This window comes from Roseibium sp. MMSF_3412 (assembly GCF_030733265.1).
Taxonomy (GTDB): domain Bacteria; phylum Pseudomonadota; class Alphaproteobacteria; order Rhizobiales; family Stappiaceae; genus Roseibium.
On sequence record NZ_JASHJI010000024.1, the window covers coordinates 1 to 23,622 of the forward strand.

The following is a 23,622-nucleotide window of genomic DNA, read 5'->3' on the forward strand; positions in this document are numbered from 1 at the left end:
GGGTCAACGGTGCGGCTGGCCACACCAGGGCCTTGCCCCGGGCGTCATTCGCCAAACACGAATCTGTCGGGAAGCTCAAAACGCTGATCATCCACGCGCACATGGTGAATTTTGTTTTCGAGACGCCAGTCCATATCGGTCCCGACACCTGACATTGTCGCGCTCGCTTTCACGAACTCACCGTGGACAAAATAGAGTTTGCGCGCAAAGCCGTTCTGAAACGTGACTACGACGGTCGCATCGCCGCCAACTCCGCGCGCGGCAGCCGCATTGCATTTGCCGAGTGCCTGCCCCTGTTCCTGCGCACAGGAGATCACCGCCTCGGCGTCGAAATCACGTTTTCCCGCACGCACGCGGCTGTCGTCCGTCCCGGTTGCCACGATACCGTCCGGCCCCTTTGCCGGTTTCAAATGCGCTGCCAGAGCGTATCCCCTGACATTGCCGCTCAGTGACCGGATATCGCACCAAACCTGACCAGCGTTCTCCGAGCAGCCTCTGTTCTGCAGAACGGCACCTTCGCCGAGCGTCATGACACGCTTCGCCGCTTCACCCGGCACTGCAAAGATCCCCGCCTCAGCCACAGTGACCTGCCAGCGCCGGACACCGCCATCGCGGGGCGGCTTCAGGTTTTCAGCGCTGGCCCTGTCCTGCGCCATGACAAAGCCGCCAGGTACCGTCACGGCGACAAAACTGATCAGAATTGTCCACAGCACTGCGCGTGACTGGTTCATCTCTTCTGCGCTCCGAAATGAATTCGACAACAGAAAAGGTATCTTATCACGCTCCCTTGCGACACCCTGCTGCGCGTTGCCGCGGTCTATGCGCAGCACGTCATTGCGAAAGCGACGACCGCGCTATAGGGATATGGTCATAAATAACAATCAGAACGCGAGGAAGTCCCGTTGCGCCACATCCTGCCGATCCTGTTGATCTCCCTTATCGCCCTGCCCGTTTTTGCCGACGTCAAGGCACCCGCGGGCCATGTTCTCGTAACGTTGGGGGGAGCCGTTAGCGAGGGCAACATGCCCGCGAGACGCGGGAATGAAGGCGGATTGTTCGGTTTTCACGATATCGTCTACGACAAGGCAGTCGGCTTCGACGAAGCCATGCTGAACGCCCTGGACCAGGTGGAAATCACGAAGCGATATGGCCCGAAGGACAATCAGCGGGACATCTCCTTTTCAGGGCCGCTCCTGGCGGAGGTGATGAAATTTGCAGGTGCCGAAGGCAAGACCGCTTTGCCACTCGCGATGGATGGCTATCAGTCGGAAATATCTTGGCAGAGCATCGACACGCACGGCCCCATTCTGGCGACGCATGCGGACGGAAAACCGATGGGGATCGGCGGTCTTGGCCCGACCATGATCGTTTTTCCGCCTGTCGAGGATGAAAGCCTGACGGAAGAGCATTCCCGCCAGCAGGTCTGGGCGATTGCCTATATCGGGATTGAGTGATTGGCAGCCGGCATTTGCTTTGTCCACCAACAACCCGGAGAAACCCGCCGCAATGCGTCCGTGTGAGCGGGTAGTGACAAACGGCAATGACAGCCACCATTTTTCATCGCATCGAGCGCAGTTGGCAGCTTGTCCATTGCCATACAGACAAGTCCGGTGGTGCAATTGGCGTTCTTGAGAGCTTGGAGCCATAGCGCAGAAAAGCGCGTTGCGAATTCCAGAATTTGTTTTGCAACTTCACATGATGCACGGCTTCAATACCTGTGAAATCCGTCAAAATCCGCCTTGCCGATGTGCAACCCTGCATGTCGCAAACCTGCGTAAGCCTGTGTGAAGTGAAACAACATGTTTGGATAAGCGAAACGAACAACATAGTCGGCGGTCACCTGATCCAACTGAGCCTCACCGGCGATGTGCAAGAGCTTTTCATTCCAATCAAGGGACGTTACTGACTCTATCCCTTGAGTCACTTCCTTGTACAATGATCGAAGGCTGTCTTCGTTATATGGTTCGACTATTTCTGGTACAGGACGACCTAAGGGTAAGCAAAGCGCGCGCGCTGCGAACTGGATAGCGACGGCAAAATGAAAACCCGTATCGAAAGTATCGGGCGCCAATCGTACTGCGAGCAATTCTTTTGCGTCAGGTCGTCTCAGGACCACGTCCAACAACTGGCCGGTTTGATTGAGGTAGTGCTTGATTGCGTCAATAACCGCACTGTCTACACTCGGGTCGTCACGCATCTGGTTTCCTGTTTGTTGATCGAGCACACCGTAAAGCAGACCACAGGGCGATTGCTCCCGAATGCTCCTTGTTTCGTAACTCGCCCGATACCCACAACGGAAATTGCATACAAACGCGTTATGATTGGCGGGCTTTGCATCGTCAGACATGGCTTCATTTCGAGCAGGCAGAATGATGAACAATCCTGCTGATCATAGTGTCGATGGATCAGGTTTGGGCCTGCGTGAACATCATATCGGCCCAAGCAACTTGTTAAATACGCCTGGGGCACTCCTTCAGGAGCGTCTTCGCGACGGATTTCCTCAAGATTTTGGATATCTTCGAAGCGCTCCAGGACCGGTCACAATGCAATACATCCCAGATCTGGATCGATGTGCCCGCCCATAGATAGTCAACGGCGTCGTCAACCTGCCAGCCATCCGAAAGCGCACCGTCGCCAGCCAGCGATTGAACAAGTTGACGTTCCCAGGTCCTAAGGTCTGTCATTCGGTCAATCCATGCGGCATCTGCATCATCGTCTGTTGTTCTGAGCCGGATAAGATCAGTCGCAACCGGATGAATTTTTTCGGCAAACTCAAACCAGACTTTCAGACATTCATCCAGGCGCTTGACCGGATCCTCGATTTCCAGTGCAGAAAAGAAATCTTCCTTCACTTCGAACCTCTCGTCGGCCCTTTGGACCAAAGCGAGCAATAATCCCCCGCGTGTCTTGAAGTGAAGATACACGGATTGCCGGCTCACTCCGGATTCCGCTGCGATCTCGCTCATGGAGATGTCCGCGCCCCTCTCCGAGATCAAATCCCAGGCGCGATCCAGGATTTCATTGCGGGTGACACCCTTCGCCTTTTTTCTTGACACGTGTAAAGCCACCTTATTATTTACATGTGTAAAGAATATCTGATTTGTAAAGGAATTCAAACATCATGGATGAACAGGTCACACAATTCGCAACGTGGTACGGTGACGGTCACGACGGAAGCTGCCCTTCTGCCGATCAATGGAAAAACATTCTGCAAAGGCCATCAGATTCCGAGATAACCCTCATCAATTTCTTCAAGCTCCGGGAAAAGGCCGACTACACCGATAAAGACTCGGTGGAAGGCACCCCAGCCACATCCGGTCAGGAGGCTTTCAAGTCTTATGCCGCCGTGAGCATGCCAACAATGGAGCGTGTCGGTGGGAAGTTCCTTTTCGTTGGAGCTTTCAGCGGAATGTTCCTTGGGCCTGACGAAGACTGGGATGTGATTGCAATCGGCTCTTACCCAAATCTTCAGGCACTGGTCGATCTATACTCCGACCCCGACTATCGCAAAGCCTTTGCCCACCGGACCGCTGCGTGTGAGCGGCAGAAGGTGCTGACCGGCAACTCTTTGATCTAAGTCGGGATGCGCGGTTGCTTCTCCGGGCAAAGACGGTATCAACCTGCCGGGCGATGACTGTTGGCTTTACCGCCGGATTCATCAGGGCCGGGTATTCAATCCCGTAAAAGCCAGACGCCCATTCTAACTGTGCCTCAGCCACCAGCTGTGCATCGCCTGGAACATTTCTTCCAGGTCCAGAGCTTTCTGTGTCGCCGTGTATTCAACCCGCGGCGGCACTTCGGCGTAGATCTTTCGCTCAACAAGACCATCACCTTCCAATGCACGCAGCTGGTTGGTCAGCATTGTCTGCGTAACACCATCGCAAAGCCGCCGCAGCTCATTGAAACGCTTGGTGCCCTGAAAGATCAGGATTTGCAGTATGATCAGCTTCCACTTCCCACCAATCAGTTTTGCTATGTCCGGCATCGGGCACGGTTCCGTCGGTGAAGGCTGATTGGTGTCAGATTTCTGACGTGCCGATTTTGAGGCTTTTTCGAGCATCTGCGTCCTTTTCGTTCCAATAGTATTATTTTTGGTACTATATACGAAAAATCTGCCTTCTTGTCGATCAATACCAATACCCAATATTGTTTCCGTCAAACGCCATTGCCCTTCCGATCTCTGATCTCTGGGCTCAATTGGAAAAGGAAACCGGCATGAATCCGATCAGGACAGGCTCTCGTGAAGAATGGCTCTCGGCCCGCAAGGCGCTTCTTGAGAAAGAAAAAGCACACACACGGGAAAAGGACGCCCTTTCGGCTGAAAGGCGCGCGCTGCCGTGGGTGAAGATCGAAGAAAACTATGTCTTTGAAACCGAAACGGGCGAAGCCTCGCTGACCGACTTGTTCGGCAACCACAGCCAGTTGATCGTCTACCATTTCATGTTCGGCCCCGAGTGGATCGAGGGGTGCAAGAGCTGTTCGTTCTGGGCTGACAGTTTCGACGGCCTGGAACCTCACCTGAACGGCCGTGACATAGCATTCGTGGCGATCTCGCGCGCGCCGATGAGCCTGCTTTTGCCGTTCAAGAAACGCATGGGATGGAGTTTTTCCTGGGTGTCCTCCCACGCAAACAGCTTTAACGCGGACTTCGGTGTCAGCTTCGGCTCGAACCACAAGCCCGAAAATCCCGTCACCTACAACTTCAGGGAAAAGACGTTCTATCCCATGGATGAAGCCCATGGCACGAGTGTCTTTGCCAGGGACGAAGCAGGCACTCTCTATCATACCTATTCCACTTATGGACGCGGGCTCGACGTGACCAACGCGGCGTACAGCTACATCGACATGGCACCCATGGGTCGGAACGAACAGCCAGAGGGCAATCCCATGGAATGGGTCAGGCATCATGACGCCTATTGACCTTGGCATCGCAAGGATGCTCCGCAACGCACCGGTTGTCGGATCAGGCGTGATTGCCGTTACTCTGGCGTGCTGGATGTTCTTCTTCGCCGGGGCGGGAACCGGCATGAACGTCTGGAAAATGTCCGTGCCAGGGCTCCCGCCGATCTCCGGTCAGGCCAAAATGATGGCTTCAACAACCGGCATCGGCATGACGTCCATGACATTCATGTGGTGGACCATGATGCTCGCGATGATGATGCCGGGAGCCTTGAGCCACCTTCCCTCACATGGCACGGAGCGCTTGCCGGCGGTGGAAAACACGATCGGATTCTGGATCTGTTACGCGTGCGTCTGGCTCGGGTTTTCCATAGTCGCGGCCGCATTCCAGTACCGGTTGGTGGATGCAGGCCTGCTGCACGCCATGAACATGTGGAGCACAAACACCTGGTTCAGCGCGGCATTGCTTGCGATCGCGGGGTTTTATCAGTTCACGGGGTTCAAGGCGCGCAGTCTGGCGACCTGCCGCGAGATGCCGTCCGGGACCTCTCCGTTTCGCAGCGGCCTGACCTATGGACTGAACTGCCTCGCCTCATCACTTCCCTTGATGCTGCTGCTCTTCGCAGGCGGTGTCATGAATGTTTTCTGGGTCGCGCTGCTGACTGGCGTCGTGACGCTGGAGAAGGCGCTGCCAAACCCGAAACCGTTCCGCATTGCAGTCGGTGCTGCCAGCCTTGGCGCTTCCGCAGTGCTGCTCATCACACGACACTGACAAAAGTCTGGAAACCGTATGAATTCACGTCGACAATTCTTGATGGCAGCAAGCTTTTTGCCTTTGTTGCCAGCCGCTTCGTACGCCTCCATGGGTCAAGACGCAGAATTTGAGGCTCGCGACGCAATCAATCACCTTCTGAATGAATACTGCCGGACGCTCGATGCAGGTCAGATCAGCAAGTGTGCCGCGTTGTTTGAAAATGCCGAGTTTTCAATCGAAGGCGTGGCCAAGGTCCGTGGCCGGCAGGGCGTGCTGGACTTGTTTTCGGGCATCATCCTTTACGAAGACGGCACTCCCAAAACGAAGCATGTCCTGACAAATGTGATCATTTCGATCGCCGCTGATCGCAACTCCGCTGTGGCTTCGAGCTACCTCACGGTTTTGCAGCAAGTCGAAGACACTCCACTGCAACCCATTTTTTCAGGAAGCTACGCAGATACGTTTTCCAAAGAAACGGGACTGTGGATGTTCGCTTCCCGCGTGGTGTCCGCCCCCATTTTTGGCGACATGTCACGACACCTCGTCAATCCTCCAAAACAGTAGAGCAAGCAGATGAGAAACTACGAAAGAGCCCTTATTGTCGGTGGAAGCCGTGGTGCGGGAAAAGAACTCGCGCTCATGCTGTCCGGACAGGGCGTAAACACCACCGTTGTCGCCCGGAGTGAGGACACTCTGGCGAGACTGAAATCCGAAGCGCCGGAGGTCAGCACACGCGCCATGGATGCCGCCGCTGACGGTGTCGCCAACGAGCTCATGAAGGAAGTTGACCCGGATCTTCTGGTTCTGACGGTTGGCCATGAGCCGAAAATGGTTCCGTTCTACGAGCAATCCTGGGATGAATTCAGCGGCGCATGGAATACGGACACCAGAATAGCACATGCGTTTTCATCGGCCGCGCTGACGCAACCGATGAAAAAGGGGGGCGTCGTTGTAAGCTTTTCGAGTGGTGCGGGCCTTTCCGGGTCGAGGCTGACGGGAGGATATGCCGGCGCAAAGCGGATGCAGCACTTCCTGACCGACTATGCGCAAAAGGAAGCGGAGCTCCTGGGTCTGGGACTAACATTCTATTCGATCATACCGAAGCAACTGGTTCAGGGGACGGTCCTTGGCCTTGCCGCTGCTGAAGCTTATTCAACCGCGGTTGGCAAACCCCTCGCTCAATTTCTCAACCAATGGGATGAGCCACTCACTGCAAACAAGATTGCAAATCACGTGATGTCCCTTTTGAGGCATTCCGAACCCGCGGAAAAGAAAGCTTATGTCATAACTGGTACAGGGATGGCGACCGCATGAACCGTGCAATTCTAACGACATGGATCGGTGCGTTTTCCTTGACGGTGGTGACCAGCATCGTCTGGCACGTGGTGCTGTTCGAGCAGCGTTATGTCGAACTTGGCGTCTTCACTCGCATGGCAGATCCTATCTACGCATTCGGCTGGCTTGCATGGATCATGGAAGCAACCGCGATTACCTTGCTTTACGTCAATTCCCGATGGGCAGACGCCGGGATTTGGGGCGCACTTAAACTCAGTTGGTGCGTCGGCTTGTATGCCGCCGCATCGACTTTGTTTGGAACTGCCGCGAAAGTCGAGATAAGCGATCTGACGGGTTGGTTCCTGATTGCGGGCGGGTTCACAGTCTTGCACGCGACGATGCTTGGTGCCTGGTTGTCCTTCGCTCCAAAGTCCAGGCCATCATAGATGGCCGAAACGCTCTGACCTCCCTGCTCTGATTTCTGGTGCAGCGCAAACGGCCTGTCAGTCGTCGAAACCTCCTCCGAGATCATCCGACCGGCTTCCCTGATTGTCCGCATTCATAATGGAGTGCTACCCAACGCTGGAGTGTTACCGAGCGCGCACACCGGAGGGCCACCATTGTCCGAAACAGCTTAAAAGTGCGGTGGACGCGATCGATTGTCGGTCTGCGAAGAAAGACAAAAAACGGCTGAGCCTGTGCGCCCAACTGAACGGGCACAAAACTTCGAATATTTCTTTTCAATCTAAGTCATTGGAAAAAGTGGCGACCCCGGCAGGATTCGAACCTGCGACCATTCGCTTAGAAGGCGAGTGCTCTATCCAGCTGAGCTACGGGGCCTGAAATCAAAACAACCGCGAGGCCGGTTGGAGTACGTCTTAAATTCTGTTTTTACGCTCGTGTCGATGCGGCTTTCAAGGTTTCAACAGACAATCGCGAACCGGCACCGTTTCCGGATCCGCGGGATGCCCGGTTCCAGGCATCAGTGTGTCCAGGGCGCGACCCGGTTGAACTTGAAATTGTCCGCGTAGGCTGCGCCGCGCACCTTGCGTTCCTGTGGTTTTTCAACCCGGTGCGCAATGCCGTGACGTTTGGCGTAGGCGACCGCCTCTTCCTGCGTGTCGAAATAAAGCCGCACCTGCTGCTTCATGTCCGAAGACGACGTATAGCCCATCAAGGGTTCAACGGATTTGGCGACTTCCGGCTCGTAGTCCAGAACCCAGCGCTGTGTCTTTGCCTTGCCGGACTGCATCGCGGTTTTTGCCGGGCGATAGATGCGCGCAACCATGTCTACGTTCCCTGATCCATCGGTGTTTCAACCTTCTGAATTGCTTTTTCCCGTCTTTCGCCCGGAAGTCAACTCCGTTGTCTCAGTCTTGTCTTAAAGGAACGTCACTGCCAGCGGGTTGAAACCGTCACGTCTTCCGGGAAACTTTCTGAATATTGGCCTGATGGTTAGATGACACCGGCACGCAAGATGTGCTAATAGCTACTTTAGCGTGAAGGGCGAATTCTTCTTTCTGCCCTTGAGTTTCTCGCGCTCAAGAAAAATGCCGACCGGAATGGCCGGCGCAAAATACAACAATCACGGCTACAGAGTGGGCGCATGCATCATCAGTTTCACAAGACGCTAGGGGCCTATGTCCCCGAACACGTCACCCCGTCCACAACGTCGCCGCTCAAACTGAAGTCAGCCGTCGACAAGGCCAACCTTGGCGAAATGTGGGACATGATCCTGACACTGGACTACGGTGTTTCCAACGTGAACGAATTGCCCCACGACAGACGCGACGAGTTTCTCAACGTGATGTCGCTCCTGCTTCAGGCCTTCGACCGCTAAGCCGATTACGCCGCCCGCAGCGAAATGCCGGCACCACCTAAAATTTTTCAGCCGCTTCGCGAACGCGGGATTACCCCCATTCCTCAAGCGCCTTGGAATACGCGCTGATGTCGCCGATATACTGCGCCACCCACACCGGGTCAAAATAGGTATCCAGATAGCGTTCGCCGCTGTCGCACATCAGCGTCACGACGGAGCCGCGTTCGCCGCGTTCCATCATCTCGCGGGCAACCTTCAAGGCACCCCAGAGGTTGGTTCCGGTCGAGCCCCCTGCCCGTCTGCCGATCCGTTTTTCCAGCCACAGGATTGTCGCGACGCTGGCCGCATCCGGCACCTTCAGCATGGTATCGATGACATCTGGCTGAAAGGAAAGTTCGACTTCCGGCCGGCCAATACCCTCGATCCGGCTTGACTTACTGGATGTGAGGTTGCGGTCACCTGAAATGTAGCTGTCGTAGAACACCGAATAGTCCGGGTCGACCACCATGAGCTCCGTGTCATAGCCCTTGTAGCGGATGTACCGGCCGAGCGTTGCAGACGTGCCGCCTGTGCCCGCACTCATGACAAACATTTTCGGCACGGGATGGGGCTCGAACTCCATCTGCCGATAGATGCTCTCAGCGATGTTGTTGTTTCCGCGCCAGTCCGTCGCCCGTTCGGCGAAGGCAAACTGGTCCATGAAATAGCCCCCGATCGAGCGGGCCAGTTCGATCGAGGCACCGTGCATGTCAGGAGCGGACGCGACATAGTGGACTTCGCCGCCGTATAATTCGATCAGCCGGATCTTGCTGTGCGCCGTGCTCTTTGGAACAACCGCGATGAAGGGAACGCCGATCATCCTGGCGAAATAGGCTTCCGATACGGCGGTACTGCCCGAAGATGCCTCGACCACCGCCGTTCCTTCCCTGATCTTGCCGTTGCAAAGCGCATAGAGAAACAGCGAGCGCGCCAGCCGGTGCTTCAGGCTGCCGGTCGGATGCGTGCTTTCGTCTTTCAGGTAAAGATCGACCCCCTTCAGCTTCGGTATCGGCAGCTTGAAAAGATGCGTATCCGCAGACCGATGCGCATCCGCGGAGATCTTCGCGACCGCCTGTGCAACCCAGTGATCCATGTGGCCTCTCTTCCCGTGACCCGCGAGCCTCCCGGCTCCGGCATGATCCGGCAAGACTACAAACTTTTCAGCGTGTTGTTCAGGTTTTTGCGGGCAACGGGGCCGGACCATACCTGCAGGCGGACGCGCCCCGCTCCACGACAAAAAGATCCCGGGCTTTTGGCCCGGGATCGTGAACAGCCTCATCGGATGCCGCAAGACTGCGAAATCCGGCAGGTGTTATTCGGCTGCAAGCAGCTCGCCTGCCGCTCTTCGGCGCATCTCGTAGCTCATGATCTGGCTCACATCGCTTGGCCCGCCAACCTCCGTCACCAGGTCAGCGTCTGAAAGCGACCTGCAAAACGGCTCGGCAAATCCGTCTGACGAGCGTCTGGACAGACATGAAACAATCCGGGCGTGGGCATGCGCGGTCGTGATGTGGCAATGAACGCGCGACGTGGAAACGGCAGCGGGTGCAATCAGCAGACTTGCCTCGCTGTCCTGATGCACATCATGGTCAGGAAACTTCGACTGGAGTTCCTTGACGATCAAGGGCAACTCGCGGTGCTCGCTTTCCCAGGTCATGTAGGTGCTTAGCTGTCCGATCGAGGCCTTCGTGCCAGCGAGGCAAACCCTCAGCGTTGCCGGACCATTCTCGATCAACGGTGCATCCTTGGCCGGATAGGCACTGTTTTGAACGACCTTCACCAGGTATTCGTAGAGATCGTCGGAAAACGTGTGTTCCACACGCTCAACCACCTCGTCTGCGGTCCACAGTTCGGCGCCGGAAGAGGAAAATACGCCCTTGAAGGCCTTTCTGACACTTGTTGGCAACCGCGTCATCAACTCGTTGTAGGAGACACTTGTCAGCAGGTAACACGGCCGGGAATTTGCAAAAGTGCGAAGGTAGACGGCAAAATCATGATCAATCTGGCAACAGGTTCCCGGGACCAGTGCCGCAAGGTCAAAAACAAAGACATCTTCAGCTACGGACACGGCGCGTTTGTCAAAGGATGTAAACTCGGCATGGGAAAGCATAAAAAACTCCTCCGGTTCTCTCGTGAGGACTGAAATGCAAATCTTTTGCCAAAACCCGAGAGGATCTTGGATTTAATTTTTTCCTATTTCTTTCAATGTGTTAAGCGCCACAATATTGCGCTTACAGTTAACAATTTCATTAATGAGACGACTTAACGGGCAAAGCATTTCTCAAAATCGAACATTCCAAAATTGAAACAGTTCCCGTTACGGCACTTAATTTAACTATAGCTATTAACAACTGCTCCTTTCCAGACGTCAAACATTTTCTGACTTCGTGCAAAGTCCTTGCCCGGGATCGGTCGAGATGCCGAACTTTGAAGCATGTTCTTGAGAGGCAACGCGAAACAGGGCCTTAAAACGTCAGCCCTCTCAGCGGCACGGTTGGGTTTGTGGCCCTGAGCGGGGCACAAACGCCCTGGCGGCGAACCTGTACTGTCCGCAAAAAGGCAGCATCCCGTGGACATAATGATGCTTCTCATGACGCGGCTATTTTCCTACCCCAATCAGGGAACGTGTTTAAGTGAACTGAGGTAACGCAGATGGCAAAGTGCTTTTACTGGAACGAACTGAACACGTCCGACTTTGCCGATCTGGATCCCGAGCGGGTCATTGCGATCCTGCCCACAGCCTCGACTGAACAACACGGACCTCATTTGCCGATCTCGACCGATGTCTCGATCGCGCGCGGTATGCTGGACGAAACCCGGCGGCAATTGCCCGACGAACTGGATGTTCTCGTCCTGCCGGTGCAGGAAATCGGCAAGGCAAACGAACACAAATACGGCCCGGGTACACTGTCGTTCGGTGCCGATCTGCTGATCCCGGCCTGGACCGCGATCGGAGAAAAAGTCTGCGAAGCCGGTGTCCGCAAAATGGTGATCGTCAACTCCCATGGTGGCAACACGGATATCATCAGCATCGTCTCCCGCGAGCTTCGGGTGCGCTTTGACATGGCCGTTCTGGTGACCCACTGGAGCCGTTTCGGGCATCCCGACGGCATGATTTCCGATCACGAGTCGCGTTTCGGCATTCATGGCGGCGACGTGGAAACCTCGCTGATGCTTCATTTCCGTCCTGATCTCGTGCGAATGGAAAACGCCGAAAACTTCCGCTCCAGGGCCGAAGACATGAAAGCAAGCTCGAAATACATCCAGCCGACACCGCCGCATGCGCTGGCGTGGATCGCGCACGATCTCAACCCAGCGGGTGTCGTCGGTGATGCGTCCAATGCAACTGCGGACAAGGGTTCGGCCATCTGTGCACACCAGGTGTCCGGGTTCATCGACATGCTGAGTGATTTTGCGGCTTATCCGCTGTCAGGTCTTTATCGGCCCGAATGAGCCCCTTTGAACCGGCAGGTTGCCGTCTTTCTGCAAGTCGGCCACCAGGGCACCGAGTTCCTTCAGCAAGAACTCGATGAAAAGGCTGGTTGATGCATCCATCGAGGCCCTTGCCCGAGTAAACAGTTTCATGGGCTGGTGATGCGTTTGCATGGCTGCGAGCGGCCGGAACACCAGTTCGCCGCGCCGGCACTCCGCAACCACATCGAGCGGGTTCAAAAGGCTGATCCCAATTCCCTTGCGTACAAGCTGCCGGACTGTTTCCGACGAATTCGTTTCAAGAACAGGCTCAACCGGCACCGGAACCGACGACAGAACAAGGTTGATGACATCCCGGAGGCTGGTTCCCGATTGCGCCAGCACCATACGCTCCTGAACGAGATCAACAAGATCAACGGGACCTGAGCTTTCCGCGAGCCTGTGCTGCGGCGGCACAACGGCTCCGATCGGAATATCGAAGGTTGCCAGGGTACGGATGCCCGGCATCGCCGCGATATTGAAGCCAAGGCCTATGTCAACGTCTCCGGTCAGAACGGGATTGACCGTCGTCGTGCCGCCGTCGCTGCGCAGTTTGATGTGAACCCTCGGATTCTGCTCAATGAACCGCCCGATGATTTCCGGTAACGGCCCGGAGGCGAGCCCGACGGTCGTGACCAGCGAAATCCGCCCAGCCTGCGGCATCTTCAGCGCTCTGATCCGCGTTTCCAGCTTGGAAAAATCCTTCAACACGTCGCGCACATGTTCAATGCACAGTTCACCGGCCGCCGTCAGGCGAAGGCCCCGGGGCAAGCGTTCGAACAACGGCACACCGAATTCCTCTTCAAGAGCAAGGATCTGGCGGTTGATGGCTGAAGACGAGACATTGAGGCGATCCGCCGCTTTCCGGATAGACCCCGAACGCGCGATTTCGTCGAGATACTGAAGCTTGCGGGAATGTAACTGCGTCAACGGCCGCCTCCTTTTTGTGCATGAAGCACAAATGATCGCCACTCAATTTCCGTGATGACTAATAGTCATCGCTGCGGGCGAATTTTGATGCTTTTCAACGTGCACTTCAAGGGCTCAAATATTACTGAAAAGTGCGGTTACACGGCAGGTTTGCTTTATTGGAGGGTATGAAATGACCGTTTTCCCGACTGCAAGGACGCTTCTTGCAACTGTTCTCTTGGCTGGAACCGCGACTGCCCCGGCATTCGCCCTGGACGAGGTCACATACGGCACCAACTGGCTGGCACAGGCCGAGCATGGCGGCTTCTACCAGGCCGTCGCTGACGGCACCTACGAAAAATACGGCCTGAAGGTCACCATCGCGCCGGGCGGTCCGCAGGCCGCCAACGATGCTCTCCTGATCTCCGGCAAGATCGATTTCTACATGGGCGGCGCCCTGAAAGGGTTCGACTACGTGAAGGAAGGTATCCCTTTCATCAACGTCGCCAGCATGTTTCAGAAAGATCCGCAGATCCTGACGGCGCATCCGGATCAGGGCATCGAAAAGTTCACCGACCTGACCAAACTCGAAACCATCTTCATGGGCAAAGACGGCTACGTCACCTACTTCGAGTGGATGAAGAAGAACTTCGACGGCTTCACCGATGCGCAATACAAGCCTTACACCTTCAACCCGGCTCCATTCATCGTCGATGCGAAATCCGCGCAACAGGGTTACCTCACCTCTGAGCCCTACGAGATCGAAAAGCAGGCCGGTTGGGCCCCGAAGGTGTTTCTGCTGGCGGACGAGGGCTGGACGCCTTACTCGACCATGATCACCACGTCCAAGGCCCTGGTCGTCGAGAACCCGGATCTGGTCCAGCGTTTTGTCGATGCATCCATCGAAGGCTGGTACAACTATCTTTACGGCGACAATGCCGCCGCGAACGAACTGATCAAGAAAGACAATCCCGAGATGACCGACGGGCAGCTCGCCTATTCCCTCGCCAAGATGAAGGAGTACGGCATCGTGGATTCCGGCGATACGCTCGAAAAGGGCATCGGTTGCATGACCGACGCGCACTACAAAACCTTCTTCGACACGCTTTCTTCGATCGGCGTTGTGGATGCTTCGCTTGACTACACGCAGTCTTATACCCTTGAGTTTGTCTGTAAGGGGGTTGGGCTCGACCTGAAAAAGTAAGGTCGAACCGGATCTATTCCCGCTCCGCACGAACCCGTGCGGGGCGGCGCTCACACTTTCCAGAGTTCAACATGGTCATAGCCGAACAAGGCAGCTCAGAAACACACCTGCAACCGACCGCCGACACCGCCGCATCTCGGCCCCTTGTCGAGATGACGAACGTCACCAAGGTCTTCTCCAACGGCACCGTTGCTCTTTCGGACATGACGATGACGGTCATGCCGGGCGAATTCATCAGCCTTCTCGGCCCGTCCGGTTGTGGCAAGTCGACAGCGCTGAGGATCATCGCCGGTCTTGGCGGCATATCGGCGGGGAGCATCGACTGGCCCAGCTTCAGGATCAATTCACGCGGCCTGCCCGACGGCGATATCAGTTTCGTGTTTCAGGAACCGACCCTGATGCCCTGGCAAACGGTTTTCGGCAACGTCTATCTGCCGATGCGCCTGAAGGGTATTTCTCGAAAGGCGGCCAGTGAGCGTATCATGTCTGCGCTGGAAAGCGTCGGCCTGGCCGATTTTCACAAGGCCTACCCGAGAGAATTGTCCGGCGGCATGAAGATGCGTGTCTCCATCGCGCGTGCGCTCGTGACGGAACCAAAGCTGCTTCTGATGGACGAGCCATTCGCAGCGCTTGACGAAATCACGCGCCAGAAACTCAATGACGATGTGCTCGCGCTCTGGAAATCAACAGGGATCACGGTCGTTTTCGTGACGCATTCGGTGTTCGAGTCCGCCTACCTTGCCAACCGGATCGTCGTCATGAAGGCGCGCCCTGGCCGGGTCGATTCCGACTTTCCGCTGCACACAAGCCTGGAGCGGGACAGTCACTACCGGACTTCGGAGGAATACCGTCAGGCCTGCTCTGAAGTCTCCGCCAGATTGTCAGAAGCGATGGGGGGTGAGGAACACGCATGACGCTTTCGCTCGACAAGGCACCCACATCCGCCAATTCGGCAGCACAATTGCCGACGAAGGAAACGGCGGCGGCGCAGAAACGCCGGGAGCGCCTTCTCACGATCTCCATACCGCTTTGCGTGATCGCGTCGCTGATCGTGCTGTGGCACGTCGTCGTCACGGTCAACGAGATCCCGCATTACATCTTGCCGGGGCCTTGGCTGGTCGTGAATTCGCTTGTCAACGACTGGCACATCCTGCTTCCCGCGCTCTGGGTCACAACCAAGATCACGCTCATGTCGCTGGCGCTTGCGCTGATCGGCGGCGGCGGCATGGCAATCCTCCTTGTGCAGTCGCGCTGGATCGAGACGGCGCTTTATCCAATCATGGTCATTCTTCAGGTTACGCCGATCATCGCGATTGCACCCTTGATCCTGATCTATGCGCCGACAACTCAGGCCGCGCTTCTCATCTGCGCCTTTGTCGTTGCCTTCTTTCCGATCCTTTCCAACATGGTTCAGGGGCTTAAAAGCGTCGACCACAACCTGCTCAACCTCTATGAGCTTTACGGCGCAACGCGCTGGCAGACGCTGATCTACCTGAAACTGCCCTCGTGCCTGCCCTACTTCATGACCGGTCTCAGGATCGGTGGCGGGCTTGCCCTGATCGCGGCGGTCGTTGCAGAGTTTGCGGCTGGGTCTGCCGGAGCCGGGTCAGGTCTCGCATTCCGGCTGCTGGAATCGCAATTCCGCCTGAATATCTCACGGCTGTTCGCTTCCCTTTTCCTTCTTGCCAGCCTTGGTGTTCTGATCTTTGCACTCACCTCGTTCATTTCCTGGTGGACCCTGCATCGCTGGCACGAAAGCAGCCTGAAACGGGAAAACTGATGCAGCTCGATCTTCCAACAGCCAGCCGGTTTGTGCTGCGCTCCGCAACGCTTCCAAGCGTGCTTGCACCGGAAACGGTTGGCGCGGGAAAGGACGGCCTCTGTTCCGCAGACCTTGTCATATCAGACGGCAGGATCGAAGCCGTTGTCGAAGAAGGTACAGCACCTGCGGGGATTGCGGGCCTGGATCTTGAAGACCGGATGGTCTGGCCCTGCTTCGTTGACATGCATACGCATATCGACAAGGGCCATATCTGGGAACGGCAGCCAAACCCGACGGGGGATTTCGAAGGTGCTCTGACGGCAGTCAGAGCCGACACGAAAGCGAACTGGCACGCAAAAGACGTCGAAACCCGCATGGATTTCTCGCTGCGCTGCGCCTACGCCCATGGGACTAGTCTTCTGCGAACCCACATAGACAGCCTCGCGCCGCAACACCGGATCTCGTTCGAGGTGTTCTCGGAGATGCGCGAGCGCTGGAGCGATCGCATCAAACTTCAGGCCGTTGCCCTTTTCCCGATCGATGCGATGGACGACGACGCCTATTTCACCGATCTTGTAAATGTCGTCGCTGAACACGGGGCCCTGCTCGGAGGCGTCACCTATCCGATGCCAGATCTCGACGCCCGTCTCGACCGCCTGTTTCAGGCTGCATCGGACAAGGGGCTGGATGTCGATTTGCACGTCGATGAAACGCAAGACGCCAGTGTTCTCACGCTTGCCCAGATCGCCGCGGCAAAGCTGCGCAATGGTTTCGAAGGCGCTGTTACGGTCGGACACTGCTGCTCGCTGGCACGGCAGGATGAAGACACGGCCGCCGCAACCATCAAAAGTGTCAGGCAAGCCGGCTTGTCGGTGGTCTCCCTGCCGATGTGCAACATGTATCTTCAGGACCGGCAAGCGGGCCGGACACCGCGGTCGCGCGGGATCACACTCCTGCACGAACTCATGGATGCCGACGTTCCGGTTGCGATCGCCTCGGACAATACCCGCGATCCGTTCTACGCCTATGGAGATCTCGACATGGTCGAGGTCTTCCGTGAAGGCGTCAGGATCGCACATCTGGACCATCCGCTAGACGATGCAGCCGGGCTGGTGACACGTGTTCCGGCGGATATCCTGCAGGAACCGGGTTTCGGCCGTATCGCAGTGGGGCGCGCGGCCGATCTGGTCCTCTTCAACGCCAGAACATGGAGTGAATTTCTGTCCCGTCCGCAGGCGGACCGCATCGTGATGCGGAATGGCATGGGCATCGACCGCCGCCTGCCGGACTATCGTGAACTTGACCCACTGATGAGAGGCTGACGATGGCCGATTACGAACAGATCAAGGCTGAACTCGACGGTGTGGCGATTGAAGACAATCCGCGCCTCGTGCAGGCGAAAAGCCGGGATTTCTACTGGTATTCTCCCATTTTGAAGCGCCAGCTCGACAACGTCACCGGAGACCTTCTTGTCTCACCAAAGAACGAAGACGAAGTGATCCGGGTGCTGAAAACCGCCTTCGCGCACGGTGTACCTGTGACACCCCGGGGAACGGGAACCGGAAATTACGGTCAGGCCATGCCGCTATCCGGCGGCATTGTGCTCGACATGTCGCGCATGGATGAAGTGACGGAAATCGCTCCGGGACGGGTTGTCTGCGGGCCAGGGATCGTCATGGCCAAACTGGACGCGCAGACAAGGGAACATTCCGGCCAGGAACTGCGGTTCCACCCCTCCACAGCGCAAACCGCGACAATCGGCGGCTTCATTGCCGGAGGCTCAGGCGGTGTCGGATCCATCCATTGGGGAGGCCTGCGCGATCTCGGCAACATATTGCGGCTGCGCATTGTGACGATGGAGGCTGAACCGCGCGTAATCGAACTGTCGACCTGGGACTTGCAGAAAGTCAGTCACGCCTACGGCACCAACGGCATCATCACCGAAGTCGAGATGCCGTTGACCACGGCCTATGACTGGGTCGACGTGATCGTCGGTCATGACACGTTCATGGATGCGGTCGTCTTTTCCGACCGGCTTGCGCGCAGCAACGGCCTTCTCCTGAAAGAAGTCGCGCCGATTGCCGCTCCGATCCCGTTCGACTTCTTCACACGGCACAAGCCATGGCTGAAGGAGGGTGAAGCCGTCACCGTGCTCATGGTCGCGCCGCATTCCATGTCCGCCGTGCTGGCGCTTGCCGAGCGCATGAAGGGAAGCATTCGTTTCCGCTCCGACGAAGTGGAGAGCATGAAGGGCATCCCGCATGCTTACGAACTCGCGTGGAACCACACCACCCTGCGCGCCCTCAAGTTCGACAGCTCGTTCACCTACCTGCAGACGCAGTATCCGGGGCCCAACCACGTGGAGCTTGTTCAAAAGACGACGGAGATGTTTCCCGGTGAAATCTTCGGCCATCTTGAATTTCTGCGCTTCGACGGACAGGTGCAGTGCTCGGGTCTCCCGCTTATCCGTTACACGACGGAAGAACGGCTTGAGGAAATCATCCGCCTGCACGAGGAAAACGGATGCCCTGTCTTCAATCCGCACAGGTACACGCTGGAAGAAGGCGGCATGAAACGGACCGATCAGGTACAGCTGGACTTCAAGAAGGAAACCGATCCAAAGGGTCTGCTCAATCCAGGCAAGATGATCGCGTGGGAGAACCCGGATTTCGACTTTGATGCCGGTGGAACCTATCTCTTCCCCGGTCTTCAGTCCTTCGCAGAGGCTTGATGCGATGCGCGTTCTGGTTCTGCATTCCCACCCGCAGGAGGCAAGCTTCGGCCGTGCCCTCTTTCACAAGACCTGCGAAAGCCTGGAAAAGGCCGGGCACGAGGTCGACCGCTGCAATCTGTACGAAGAAGGCTTCGATCCCGTCCTGTCCGCCCATGACCGGGACATCTATCACACGGTTCCGGACAACCGGAAACTCGTCGACCCCTATTGCGAGCGGCTGCTCGCCTGCGAGGCGCTCGTGTTGTGTACACCGGTCTGGAATTTCGGCTTTCCCGCCATCCTGAAAGGCTATTTCGACCGGGTCTGGCTGCCGGGCGTTTCCTTCGACCTGGTAGACGGCACGCTCACCCCTACCCTTCGCCATATCCGCAAACTCGGCGCGGTGATGACCTATGGCGGCAGCCGGTGGCGCGCCCTTCTTGTGGGGGATCCACCACGCAAGATCGTCAAGCGCGTGATCCGCGCCCAGATCAAGATCGGGGCGCCGGTGAAATACCTCGCCCACTACGACATGAACAACTGCACGCCGGAGACGACCTCCGCCTTCCTCAATAAGGTCGGTGAAGAAATGGAGCGTTTCTGACACCTGACCGTGTCTGTGCATCTTTGTCTGGCCGCGAACGTTCTTCAGAAAACCTTCGCGGCCGTCACCTCCACCTCGACCAGGAATTCGGCACGGGTAAAACCGCCCACGACCAGAAGCGTCGAAACAGGCTTGATTGCACCCGTGTACCGGTCCCGGACGGCCATGTAGTCGGCAAAATCCTCGCGCCGCGTGACAAAGCCCGAGATCCGGATGACATCTTCAAAGCTCATGTCCGCTTCGCGCAAGATCGCGCCGATCGCCTCAAAGCAGATCTCGGCCTGTCCGATGACGTCCGCCGGGATGGTGTCATCCGGCCTGATGCCGAGCTGGCCCGATGTCACCAGGAGACTTGCCCCCGGCGGCACATAGAGCCCGTGATTGTAGGCTCCGAAAGGCGCGCGCACGGACGGCGGATTGAAGGTTTTCGTTTCCGGATCGCTTGGCATTGACTTGAAGGCTCATATTGAAATTGCCGGACCGGTATCGATCCAGGCTCACTCATATCACTCTTTTCACTGCCAAGTTGGAACAACCGCCTATAGCGGCAGGTTTTATGCAACCGCGTTCAATTCACCCAAGATGCATCAATCCTCTTAACAATTTTCGCGTGTATCACGATTCTGTAGCCTGCCTCTTGTCTAGCAACCAGACGAGGACATTCCCATACTCAAGCCCGGTATGCAGGCAGTGGTGCACGGTCCTGCAGTTCGATCATCCGGCGCAGCATGGTTTCCGTCATGTTTTTGCGAACATCTGCTGCAGTCGCAGCGTCGAACAGATTGGTGAGTTCGTCGGGGTCGGTCTCAAGATCGTATAACTCATCCCAATCCTCACCTTCACGCAGCGACATCCGATAGCGATCCGTGACAACCGTGCGGACACGCTGCGGGCGGTCAAAACCGGTCATTGTGCGTTGGCTGTCCTCTTCCACCACGATCGCTTCAGGCGGTTCCGTGGTGAAGAGGTCCCGGCCCTGAAGACCGTTGTAGGGCTGTATTCCAGCTCGGGCGAGGATGGTGGCCGCGATGTCGATTGACGATCCCAGCCCGTGATCGACGTTGCCACGGATTGCAGCGGTAGGATCGTTCCAGATGAACGGCACCCGAATGATGCCCTGGTAGTGCAACAGCAGCTTCAGCATCAGGCCGTGATCGCCCATGTAGTCGCCGTGATCCGAGGTGAAAACCACGATCGTATTGTCGGCCAGACCCAACCTTTCGAGCCGGTTCAATACCCGGCCGATGGCATCATCGATCATGGTGATCATTCCATAGGTCAGCGCGATGATGCCCCGCGCCTCATCTTCGGTCACAGCGAACGGGTTCTGGTTGTCTCTCGGATCAGTCCCCTTCTCCATCGCCTCTTTCATGGCCCTGATCGGCGGCAGGTCCCCAAGGCCGAACGATGCCGGCAAGGTGATGTCGGCGGGATCATACATATCCCAATAGCGTCCCGGCGGCGTGAATGGGTGATGCGGGTCCGGAAATGACATCTGCAGGAAGAACGGGGCGTCCTGATCCGCCTGATCCGCAAGCCAGCTTTGCGACCGCTCGGCAATCCATGACGTGGAATAAAGCTCCTCTGGAACGGCGGTACGCCAGGCCTGCGGGGCCCTGATACGATTGTCAGGCATCGCGTTTTCCGGACCGGTCAGCATATCGAATTCCTGCGCCTGTGCACGCGCCCACAAAAGGTAATCACCGGAGGCCTGATCGCCGTGATCGGCGGCAACCTCGACATGATTGAAACCGTAGAAATCCCCATTCAGCCGCTCGGCCAGCGGCGTCTGCCAATTGGGAACAACTTCGAGATCATACTCGCTTGAGTGGCGGTTGTTCTTGTAGGCATCACGCAGATGCGCCGACGGAGTGGTCAGGCCTTGCCTGGCTTCAAACCGGTTCGTTGCCGGCAAACCGGTGAAGCTCTGCAGGTGGGATTTGCCGATCAGACCGGTGTTGTAACCGGCGTCACGCAAGAGTTCGACGAATGTGGTGTGATCCTTCGACAGGGGAATGCCGTTGTGACGGGCACCATGCACCGAACACATGCGTCCGGTCATGATCGAGGCCCGGTTGGGCATGCAGATCGGGTTGGCGACGTAGAAACGGTCCCAACGCGTACCATCTGCCGCGATCCCGTCGAGATGCGGCGTTTTCACGACCGGATTGCCGTAGCAGCCCAGATGATCGGCCCTGTGCTGATCGGTGATGATGAACAGGAAGTTTGGTCTCTTGGTCATTGGGATGCCCTGGAAATCATGGCTTTGGCCCGGCCGGCACGGATATCGAACGCAACCAGTGCCATACCGATGGCGATCCCCGGCATGTGGATCAGCGGGTCGGTTGCAAGGCATGCGAACGCGGCCACGAAGCGGATAACGATCTCGGGCACGGTCAGCTTACGGCGGTCGAATCCGGACAAGGCGGACGAGAACAGCCAGATGCAGAAGCACGTACGCGCCACGATCCACAGGAAGGGAAGCAGGCTGAATTCCTCGATGATCAGGATTGTCGGATAGAAGGCGAAGATGAACGGGATGATGAATTTCGCCATGCCCAGCCGGAAAGACATGAACGCGGTCATCAGGGGGTTGGCCTGTGCAATGGGAGCCGCTGCATAGGCGGCGATTGCGACGGGTGGTGTCAGCGACGAGGCCACGCCGTAGTAAAAGACAAACATGTGCGCTGTCAGCATCGAGACCCCAAGTTCCTGAATGGCCGGTCCCATCACCAGGATGATGATGAGATAGGCAGGCAGCGTCGGCATTCCCATCCCGAGGATCAGGGCTCCGGCCATGGCCACGAGAAGCGCGGAAAACAGGCTCTCACCCCGGATGCTGGCAATGACGTTGGCCAGTTTCAGGCCGAGGCCCGTACTGTCGAGCGAGCCGACAAGAATGCCAATGGCAGCGATCGCAATCAGCAACGTGGCCCCGGACTCGGCCCCTTTCAGAAAGGACCGCCAGAGCCGTGCCGGATCGCTCCGCACGTCCGGATTGATGACCGACAGGACCAGAAGAACCACGACCGCGTAAAACCCGGCGGCTGATGTGGACAGACCGGCAACCAGCGACCCCACAACCACGACAATCGGCCCGACGAAGAGCACCGAATTGATCAGATCCGTCCGTGTTATCTGATCATCGACGGTCATCTCCTGCACCTCGATCCCCTGGCGCCGGGCTTCGACCGTGACAGCTGCGAACAGGCTGAAATAGTAGAACAGCGCCGGCAACAGGGCAGCGACGATAATGTTGAGATACCCGGCCCCTGTGAGATCGGCCATGACCAGGGCCGCGGCTCCCATGATCGGTGGCATGATCTGCCCGCCGGACGAGGCTGTCGCCTCGATCCCGGCTGCGAAGGTGGGCGAAAACCCGCGTTTCTTGATCATGGGTATGGTGAATGTACCGGTACCGACGATGTTGGCGACTGTCGAGCCTGACATTGTGCCGAACATCGAGGACGCAAGAATGGCGGCATGGGCCGGGCCACCCCGGGTGCGGCGGGTGGCCAGAAAAGCGAATTTCAACAAGGTGTCACCCGCACCGGTGCCTTCCAGGAGCACACCGAAGATGATGAAGATGAAGACCGTACTGAGCACGATATTGGTAATCGAACCGAACACACCCTTGTTGGTGTTGTACCAAAGCGCCTCGGCGACTTCCTTCAGAGAAAAGCCTGAATGGGCCAGAATTCCCGGCAGGTCCTGCCCGAAGAGAAGGTAGACGACCCCGAACGTGCCGACGGCAAAGAGACCCCAGCCCCAGAGGCGGCGGCAGAGTTCCAGAAAGACGACCAACCCTGCCAGAGCCGGCCAGGCATCGCGGTTTGTCACGTCATAGAGCGCAGTCTCCATCTCGGTCTGGACGAAGTAGAACGACCAGATCGACCAGAGCCCGGCGAGGACCAGGACCACATCGACAGCCAGATGCAGAGGTTTTGTCGCCCCTCGCCGCTTCTGCGAAACGGAGACGGCGACGATCAGGGCAAGCGCGAAGCCGAGCGCCCGGTGAAGCTTGGGATCGATCAGGCCAATACCTGAACTGTAGAGCGTGATCAGACCCAGGGCGCAGCACGCCAGAGCCGCCGCAAAGCCGAACAGACGGGTCGTGACGCCGGCAGGAGAAGCCGCATCGGTCATGGCGTATCTTCACTTTTGGAAGGGATC

General features: G+C 57.1%; 26 protein-coding genes and 1 tRNA gene. 15 read left to right on the forward strand and 12 right to left on the reverse strand.

The features are described from left to right. Positions 1–44: 44 nt before the first annotated feature. Positions 45–731 carry a hypothetical protein gene (locus RBB49_RS28430; RefSeq protein WP_306146047.1) on the reverse strand — a complete coding sequence of 229 codons (687 nt, stop codon included), beginning with the start codon at positions 729–731 and terminating at the stop codon, positions 45–47. A 171-nt stretch (positions 732–902) separates the two neighbouring features. Between RBB49_RS28430 and RBB49_RS28435 the strand changes: the two genes are divergently transcribed. Further along, on the forward strand, positions 903–1,454 hold the full coding sequence (locus RBB49_RS28435; protein WP_306146048.1) for a hypothetical protein: 552 nt from the start codon (positions 903–905) through the stop codon (positions 1,452–1,454). Between the two features lie 254 nt (positions 1,455–1,708). Here RBB49_RS28435 and RBB49_RS26880 read toward each other — a convergent pair whose 3' ends face one another. Together RBB49_RS26880 and RBB49_RS26885 are read right to left on the reverse strand one after the other, a co-directional pair. Beyond that, positions 1,709–2,347 (reverse strand): DUF1993 family protein, encoded by a 639-nt coding sequence (locus RBB49_RS26880; RefSeq protein WP_306146049.1) that lies wholly within the window; start codon positions 2,345–2,347, stop codon positions 1,709–1,711. A 103-nt stretch (positions 2,348–2,450) separates the two neighbouring features. Beyond that, positions 2,451–3,068: a TetR/AcrR family transcriptional regulator gene (locus RBB49_RS26885; RefSeq protein ID WP_336623445.1), complete on the reverse strand. Its 618-nt coding sequence runs from the start codon at positions 3,066–3,068 to the stop codon at positions 2,451–2,453. A gap of 53 nt (positions 3,069–3,121) precedes the next feature. Between RBB49_RS26885 and RBB49_RS26890 the strand changes: the two genes are divergently transcribed. After that, positions 3,122–3,577 (forward strand): DUF1330 domain-containing protein, encoded by a 456-nt coding sequence (locus RBB49_RS26890; protein ID WP_306146050.1) that lies wholly within the window; start codon positions 3,122–3,124, stop codon positions 3,575–3,577. 123 nt (positions 3,578–3,700) lie between these two features. Here the strand turns inward: RBB49_RS26890 and RBB49_RS28440 are convergent, their stop codons facing one another. Next, on the reverse strand, positions 3,701–4,144 hold the full coding sequence (locus tag RBB49_RS28440) for a winged helix-turn-helix transcriptional regulator (protein ID WP_369293660.1): 444 nt from the start codon (positions 4,142–4,144) through the stop codon (positions 3,701–3,703). 71 nt (positions 4,145–4,215) lie between these two features. Between RBB49_RS28440 and RBB49_RS26900 the strand changes: the two genes are divergently transcribed. From RBB49_RS26900 to RBB49_RS26920, 5 genes are read left to right on the forward strand one after another with little or no spacing between them, the layout of a single operon-like run. Then, positions 4,216–4,920 carry a DUF899 domain-containing protein gene (locus tag RBB49_RS26900; protein ID WP_306146051.1) on the forward strand — a complete coding sequence of 235 codons (705 nt, stop codon included), beginning with the start codon at positions 4,216–4,218 and terminating at the stop codon, positions 4,918–4,920. Then, a complete protein-coding gene (locus tag RBB49_RS26905; protein WP_306146052.1) occupies positions 4,907–5,671 on the forward strand; it encodes a DUF2182 domain-containing protein in 765 nt (254 codons plus the stop codon). The genes RBB49_RS26900 and RBB49_RS26905 overlap by 14 nt, the downstream gene beginning before the upstream one ends. 18 nt (positions 5,672–5,689) lie before the next feature. Beyond that, positions 5,690–6,217: a nuclear transport factor 2 family protein gene (locus RBB49_RS26910; protein ID WP_306146053.1), complete on the forward strand. Its 528-nt coding sequence runs from the start codon at positions 5,690–5,692 to the stop codon at positions 6,215–6,217. 9 nt (positions 6,218–6,226) lie between these two features. Next, positions 6,227–6,967, forward strand: a complete 741-nt coding sequence (locus RBB49_RS26915) for an SDR family oxidoreductase (protein WP_306146054.1) — start codon at positions 6,227–6,229, stop codon at positions 6,965–6,967. Continuing rightward, the gene (locus RBB49_RS26920) at positions 6,964–7,374 is read left to right on the forward strand and encodes a hypothetical protein (protein WP_306146055.1); all 411 of its coding nucleotides are present in this window, start codon (positions 6,964–6,966) and stop codon (positions 7,372–7,374) included. The genes RBB49_RS26915 and RBB49_RS26920 overlap by 4 nt, the downstream gene beginning before the upstream one ends. A 317-nt stretch (positions 7,375–7,691) precedes the next feature. On the opposite strand, the gene RBB49_RS26925 is transcribed toward RBB49_RS26920, so the two are convergent. Both RBB49_RS26925 and RBB49_RS26930 read right to left on the reverse strand, forming a co-directional pair. Then, positions 7,692–7,768, reverse strand: a tRNA-Arg gene (locus tag RBB49_RS26925). A gap of 142 nt (positions 7,769–7,910) precedes the next feature. Further along, complete coding sequence (locus tag RBB49_RS26930; protein ID WP_306146056.1) at positions 7,911–8,216, reverse strand: ETC complex I subunit; 306 nt, start codon at positions 8,214–8,216, stop codon at positions 7,911–7,913. Positions 8,217–8,534: 318 nt separating this feature from the next. Between RBB49_RS26930 and RBB49_RS26935 the strand changes: the two genes are divergently transcribed. Next, positions 8,535–8,768 carry a hypothetical protein gene (locus tag RBB49_RS26935; RefSeq protein WP_306146057.1) on the forward strand — a complete coding sequence of 78 codons (234 nt, stop codon included), beginning with the start codon at positions 8,535–8,537 and terminating at the stop codon, positions 8,766–8,768. 70 nt (positions 8,769–8,838) lie between these two features. Here the strand turns inward: RBB49_RS26935 and RBB49_RS26940 are convergent, their stop codons facing one another. After that, the gene (locus tag RBB49_RS26940; protein WP_306146058.1) at positions 8,839–9,879 is read right to left on the reverse strand and encodes a PLP-dependent cysteine synthase family protein; all 1,041 of its coding nucleotides are present in this window, start codon (positions 9,877–9,879) and stop codon (positions 8,839–8,841) included. A gap of 219 nt (positions 9,880–10,098) precedes the next feature. Continuing rightward, the gene (locus RBB49_RS26945; protein WP_306146059.1) at positions 10,099–10,896 is read right to left on the reverse strand and encodes a hypothetical protein; all 798 of its coding nucleotides are present in this window, start codon (positions 10,894–10,896) and stop codon (positions 10,099–10,101) included. A gap of 542 nt (positions 10,897–11,438) precedes the next feature. On the opposite strand from RBB49_RS26945, the gene RBB49_RS26950 reads away from it, so the two are divergent. Further along, on the forward strand, positions 11,439–12,239 hold the full coding sequence (locus tag RBB49_RS26950) for a creatininase family protein (protein ID WP_306146060.1): 801 nt from the start codon (positions 11,439–11,441) through the stop codon (positions 12,237–12,239). Here RBB49_RS26950 and RBB49_RS26955 read toward each other — a convergent pair. Next, positions 12,216–13,187: a LysR substrate-binding domain-containing protein gene (locus RBB49_RS26955; RefSeq protein WP_306146062.1), complete on the reverse strand. Its 972-nt coding sequence runs from the start codon at positions 13,185–13,187 to the stop codon at positions 12,216–12,218. The two genes, RBB49_RS26950 and RBB49_RS26955, sit on opposite strands and share 24 nt — an antisense overlap. Before the next feature lie 172 nt (positions 13,188–13,359). Here RBB49_RS26955 and RBB49_RS26960 point away from each other — a divergent pair, with 172 nt between their 5' ends. The 6 genes from RBB49_RS26960 (at position 13,360) to RBB49_RS26985 (ending at position 19,449) form a co-directional block, all read left to right on the forward strand. Beyond that, on the forward strand, positions 13,360–14,370 hold the full coding sequence (locus RBB49_RS26960) for an ABC transporter substrate-binding protein (protein WP_306146063.1): 1,011 nt from the start codon (positions 13,360–13,362) through the stop codon (positions 14,368–14,370). 71 nt (positions 14,371–14,441) lie between these two features. After that, positions 14,442–15,284: an ABC transporter ATP-binding protein gene (locus RBB49_RS26965; RefSeq protein WP_306146065.1), complete on the forward strand. Its 843-nt coding sequence runs from the start codon at positions 14,442–14,444 to the stop codon at positions 15,282–15,284. Beyond that, positions 15,281–16,150: an ABC transporter permease gene (locus tag RBB49_RS26970; protein WP_306146066.1), complete on the forward strand. Its 870-nt coding sequence runs from the start codon at positions 15,281–15,283 to the stop codon at positions 16,148–16,150. The genes RBB49_RS26965 and RBB49_RS26970 overlap by 4 nt, the downstream gene beginning before the upstream one ends. Further along, complete coding sequence (locus RBB49_RS26975) at positions 16,150–17,454, forward strand: cytosine deaminase (RefSeq protein WP_306146067.1); 1,305 nt, start codon at positions 16,150–16,152, stop codon at positions 17,452–17,454. The genes RBB49_RS26970 and RBB49_RS26975 overlap by 1 nt, the downstream gene beginning before the upstream one ends. Before the next feature lie 2 nt (positions 17,455–17,456). Continuing rightward, on the forward strand, positions 17,457–18,863 hold the full coding sequence (locus RBB49_RS26980; protein WP_306146068.1) for an FAD-binding oxidoreductase: 1,407 nt from the start codon (positions 17,457–17,459) through the stop codon (positions 18,861–18,863). A gap of 4 nt (positions 18,864–18,867) precedes the next feature. Beyond that, a complete protein-coding gene (locus tag RBB49_RS26985; protein WP_306146069.1) occupies positions 18,868–19,449 on the forward strand; it encodes an NAD(P)H-dependent oxidoreductase in 582 nt (193 codons plus the stop codon). A gap of 44 nt (positions 19,450–19,493) precedes the next feature. Here RBB49_RS26985 and RBB49_RS26990 read toward each other — a convergent pair whose 3' ends face one another. The 3 genes from RBB49_RS26990 to RBB49_RS27000 all read right to left on the reverse strand — a co-directional run bounded on the left by RBB49_RS26990 (position 19,494) and on the right by RBB49_RS27000 (position 23,595). Then, a complete protein-coding gene (locus RBB49_RS26990) occupies positions 19,494–19,898 on the reverse strand; it encodes a RidA family protein (RefSeq protein ID WP_306146070.1) in 405 nt (134 codons plus the stop codon). A gap of 221 nt (positions 19,899–20,119) precedes the next feature. After that, a complete protein-coding gene (locus RBB49_RS26995; RefSeq protein ID WP_306146071.1) occupies positions 20,120–21,691 on the reverse strand; it encodes a sulfatase in 1,572 nt (523 codons plus the stop codon). Next, positions 21,688–23,595, reverse strand: a complete 1,908-nt coding sequence (locus RBB49_RS27000; RefSeq protein ID WP_306146072.1) for a TRAP transporter fused permease subunit — start codon at positions 23,593–23,595, stop codon at positions 21,688–21,690. The genes RBB49_RS26995 and RBB49_RS27000 overlap by 4 nt, the downstream gene beginning before the upstream one ends. Positions 23,596–23,622 lie beyond the last annotated feature (27 nt).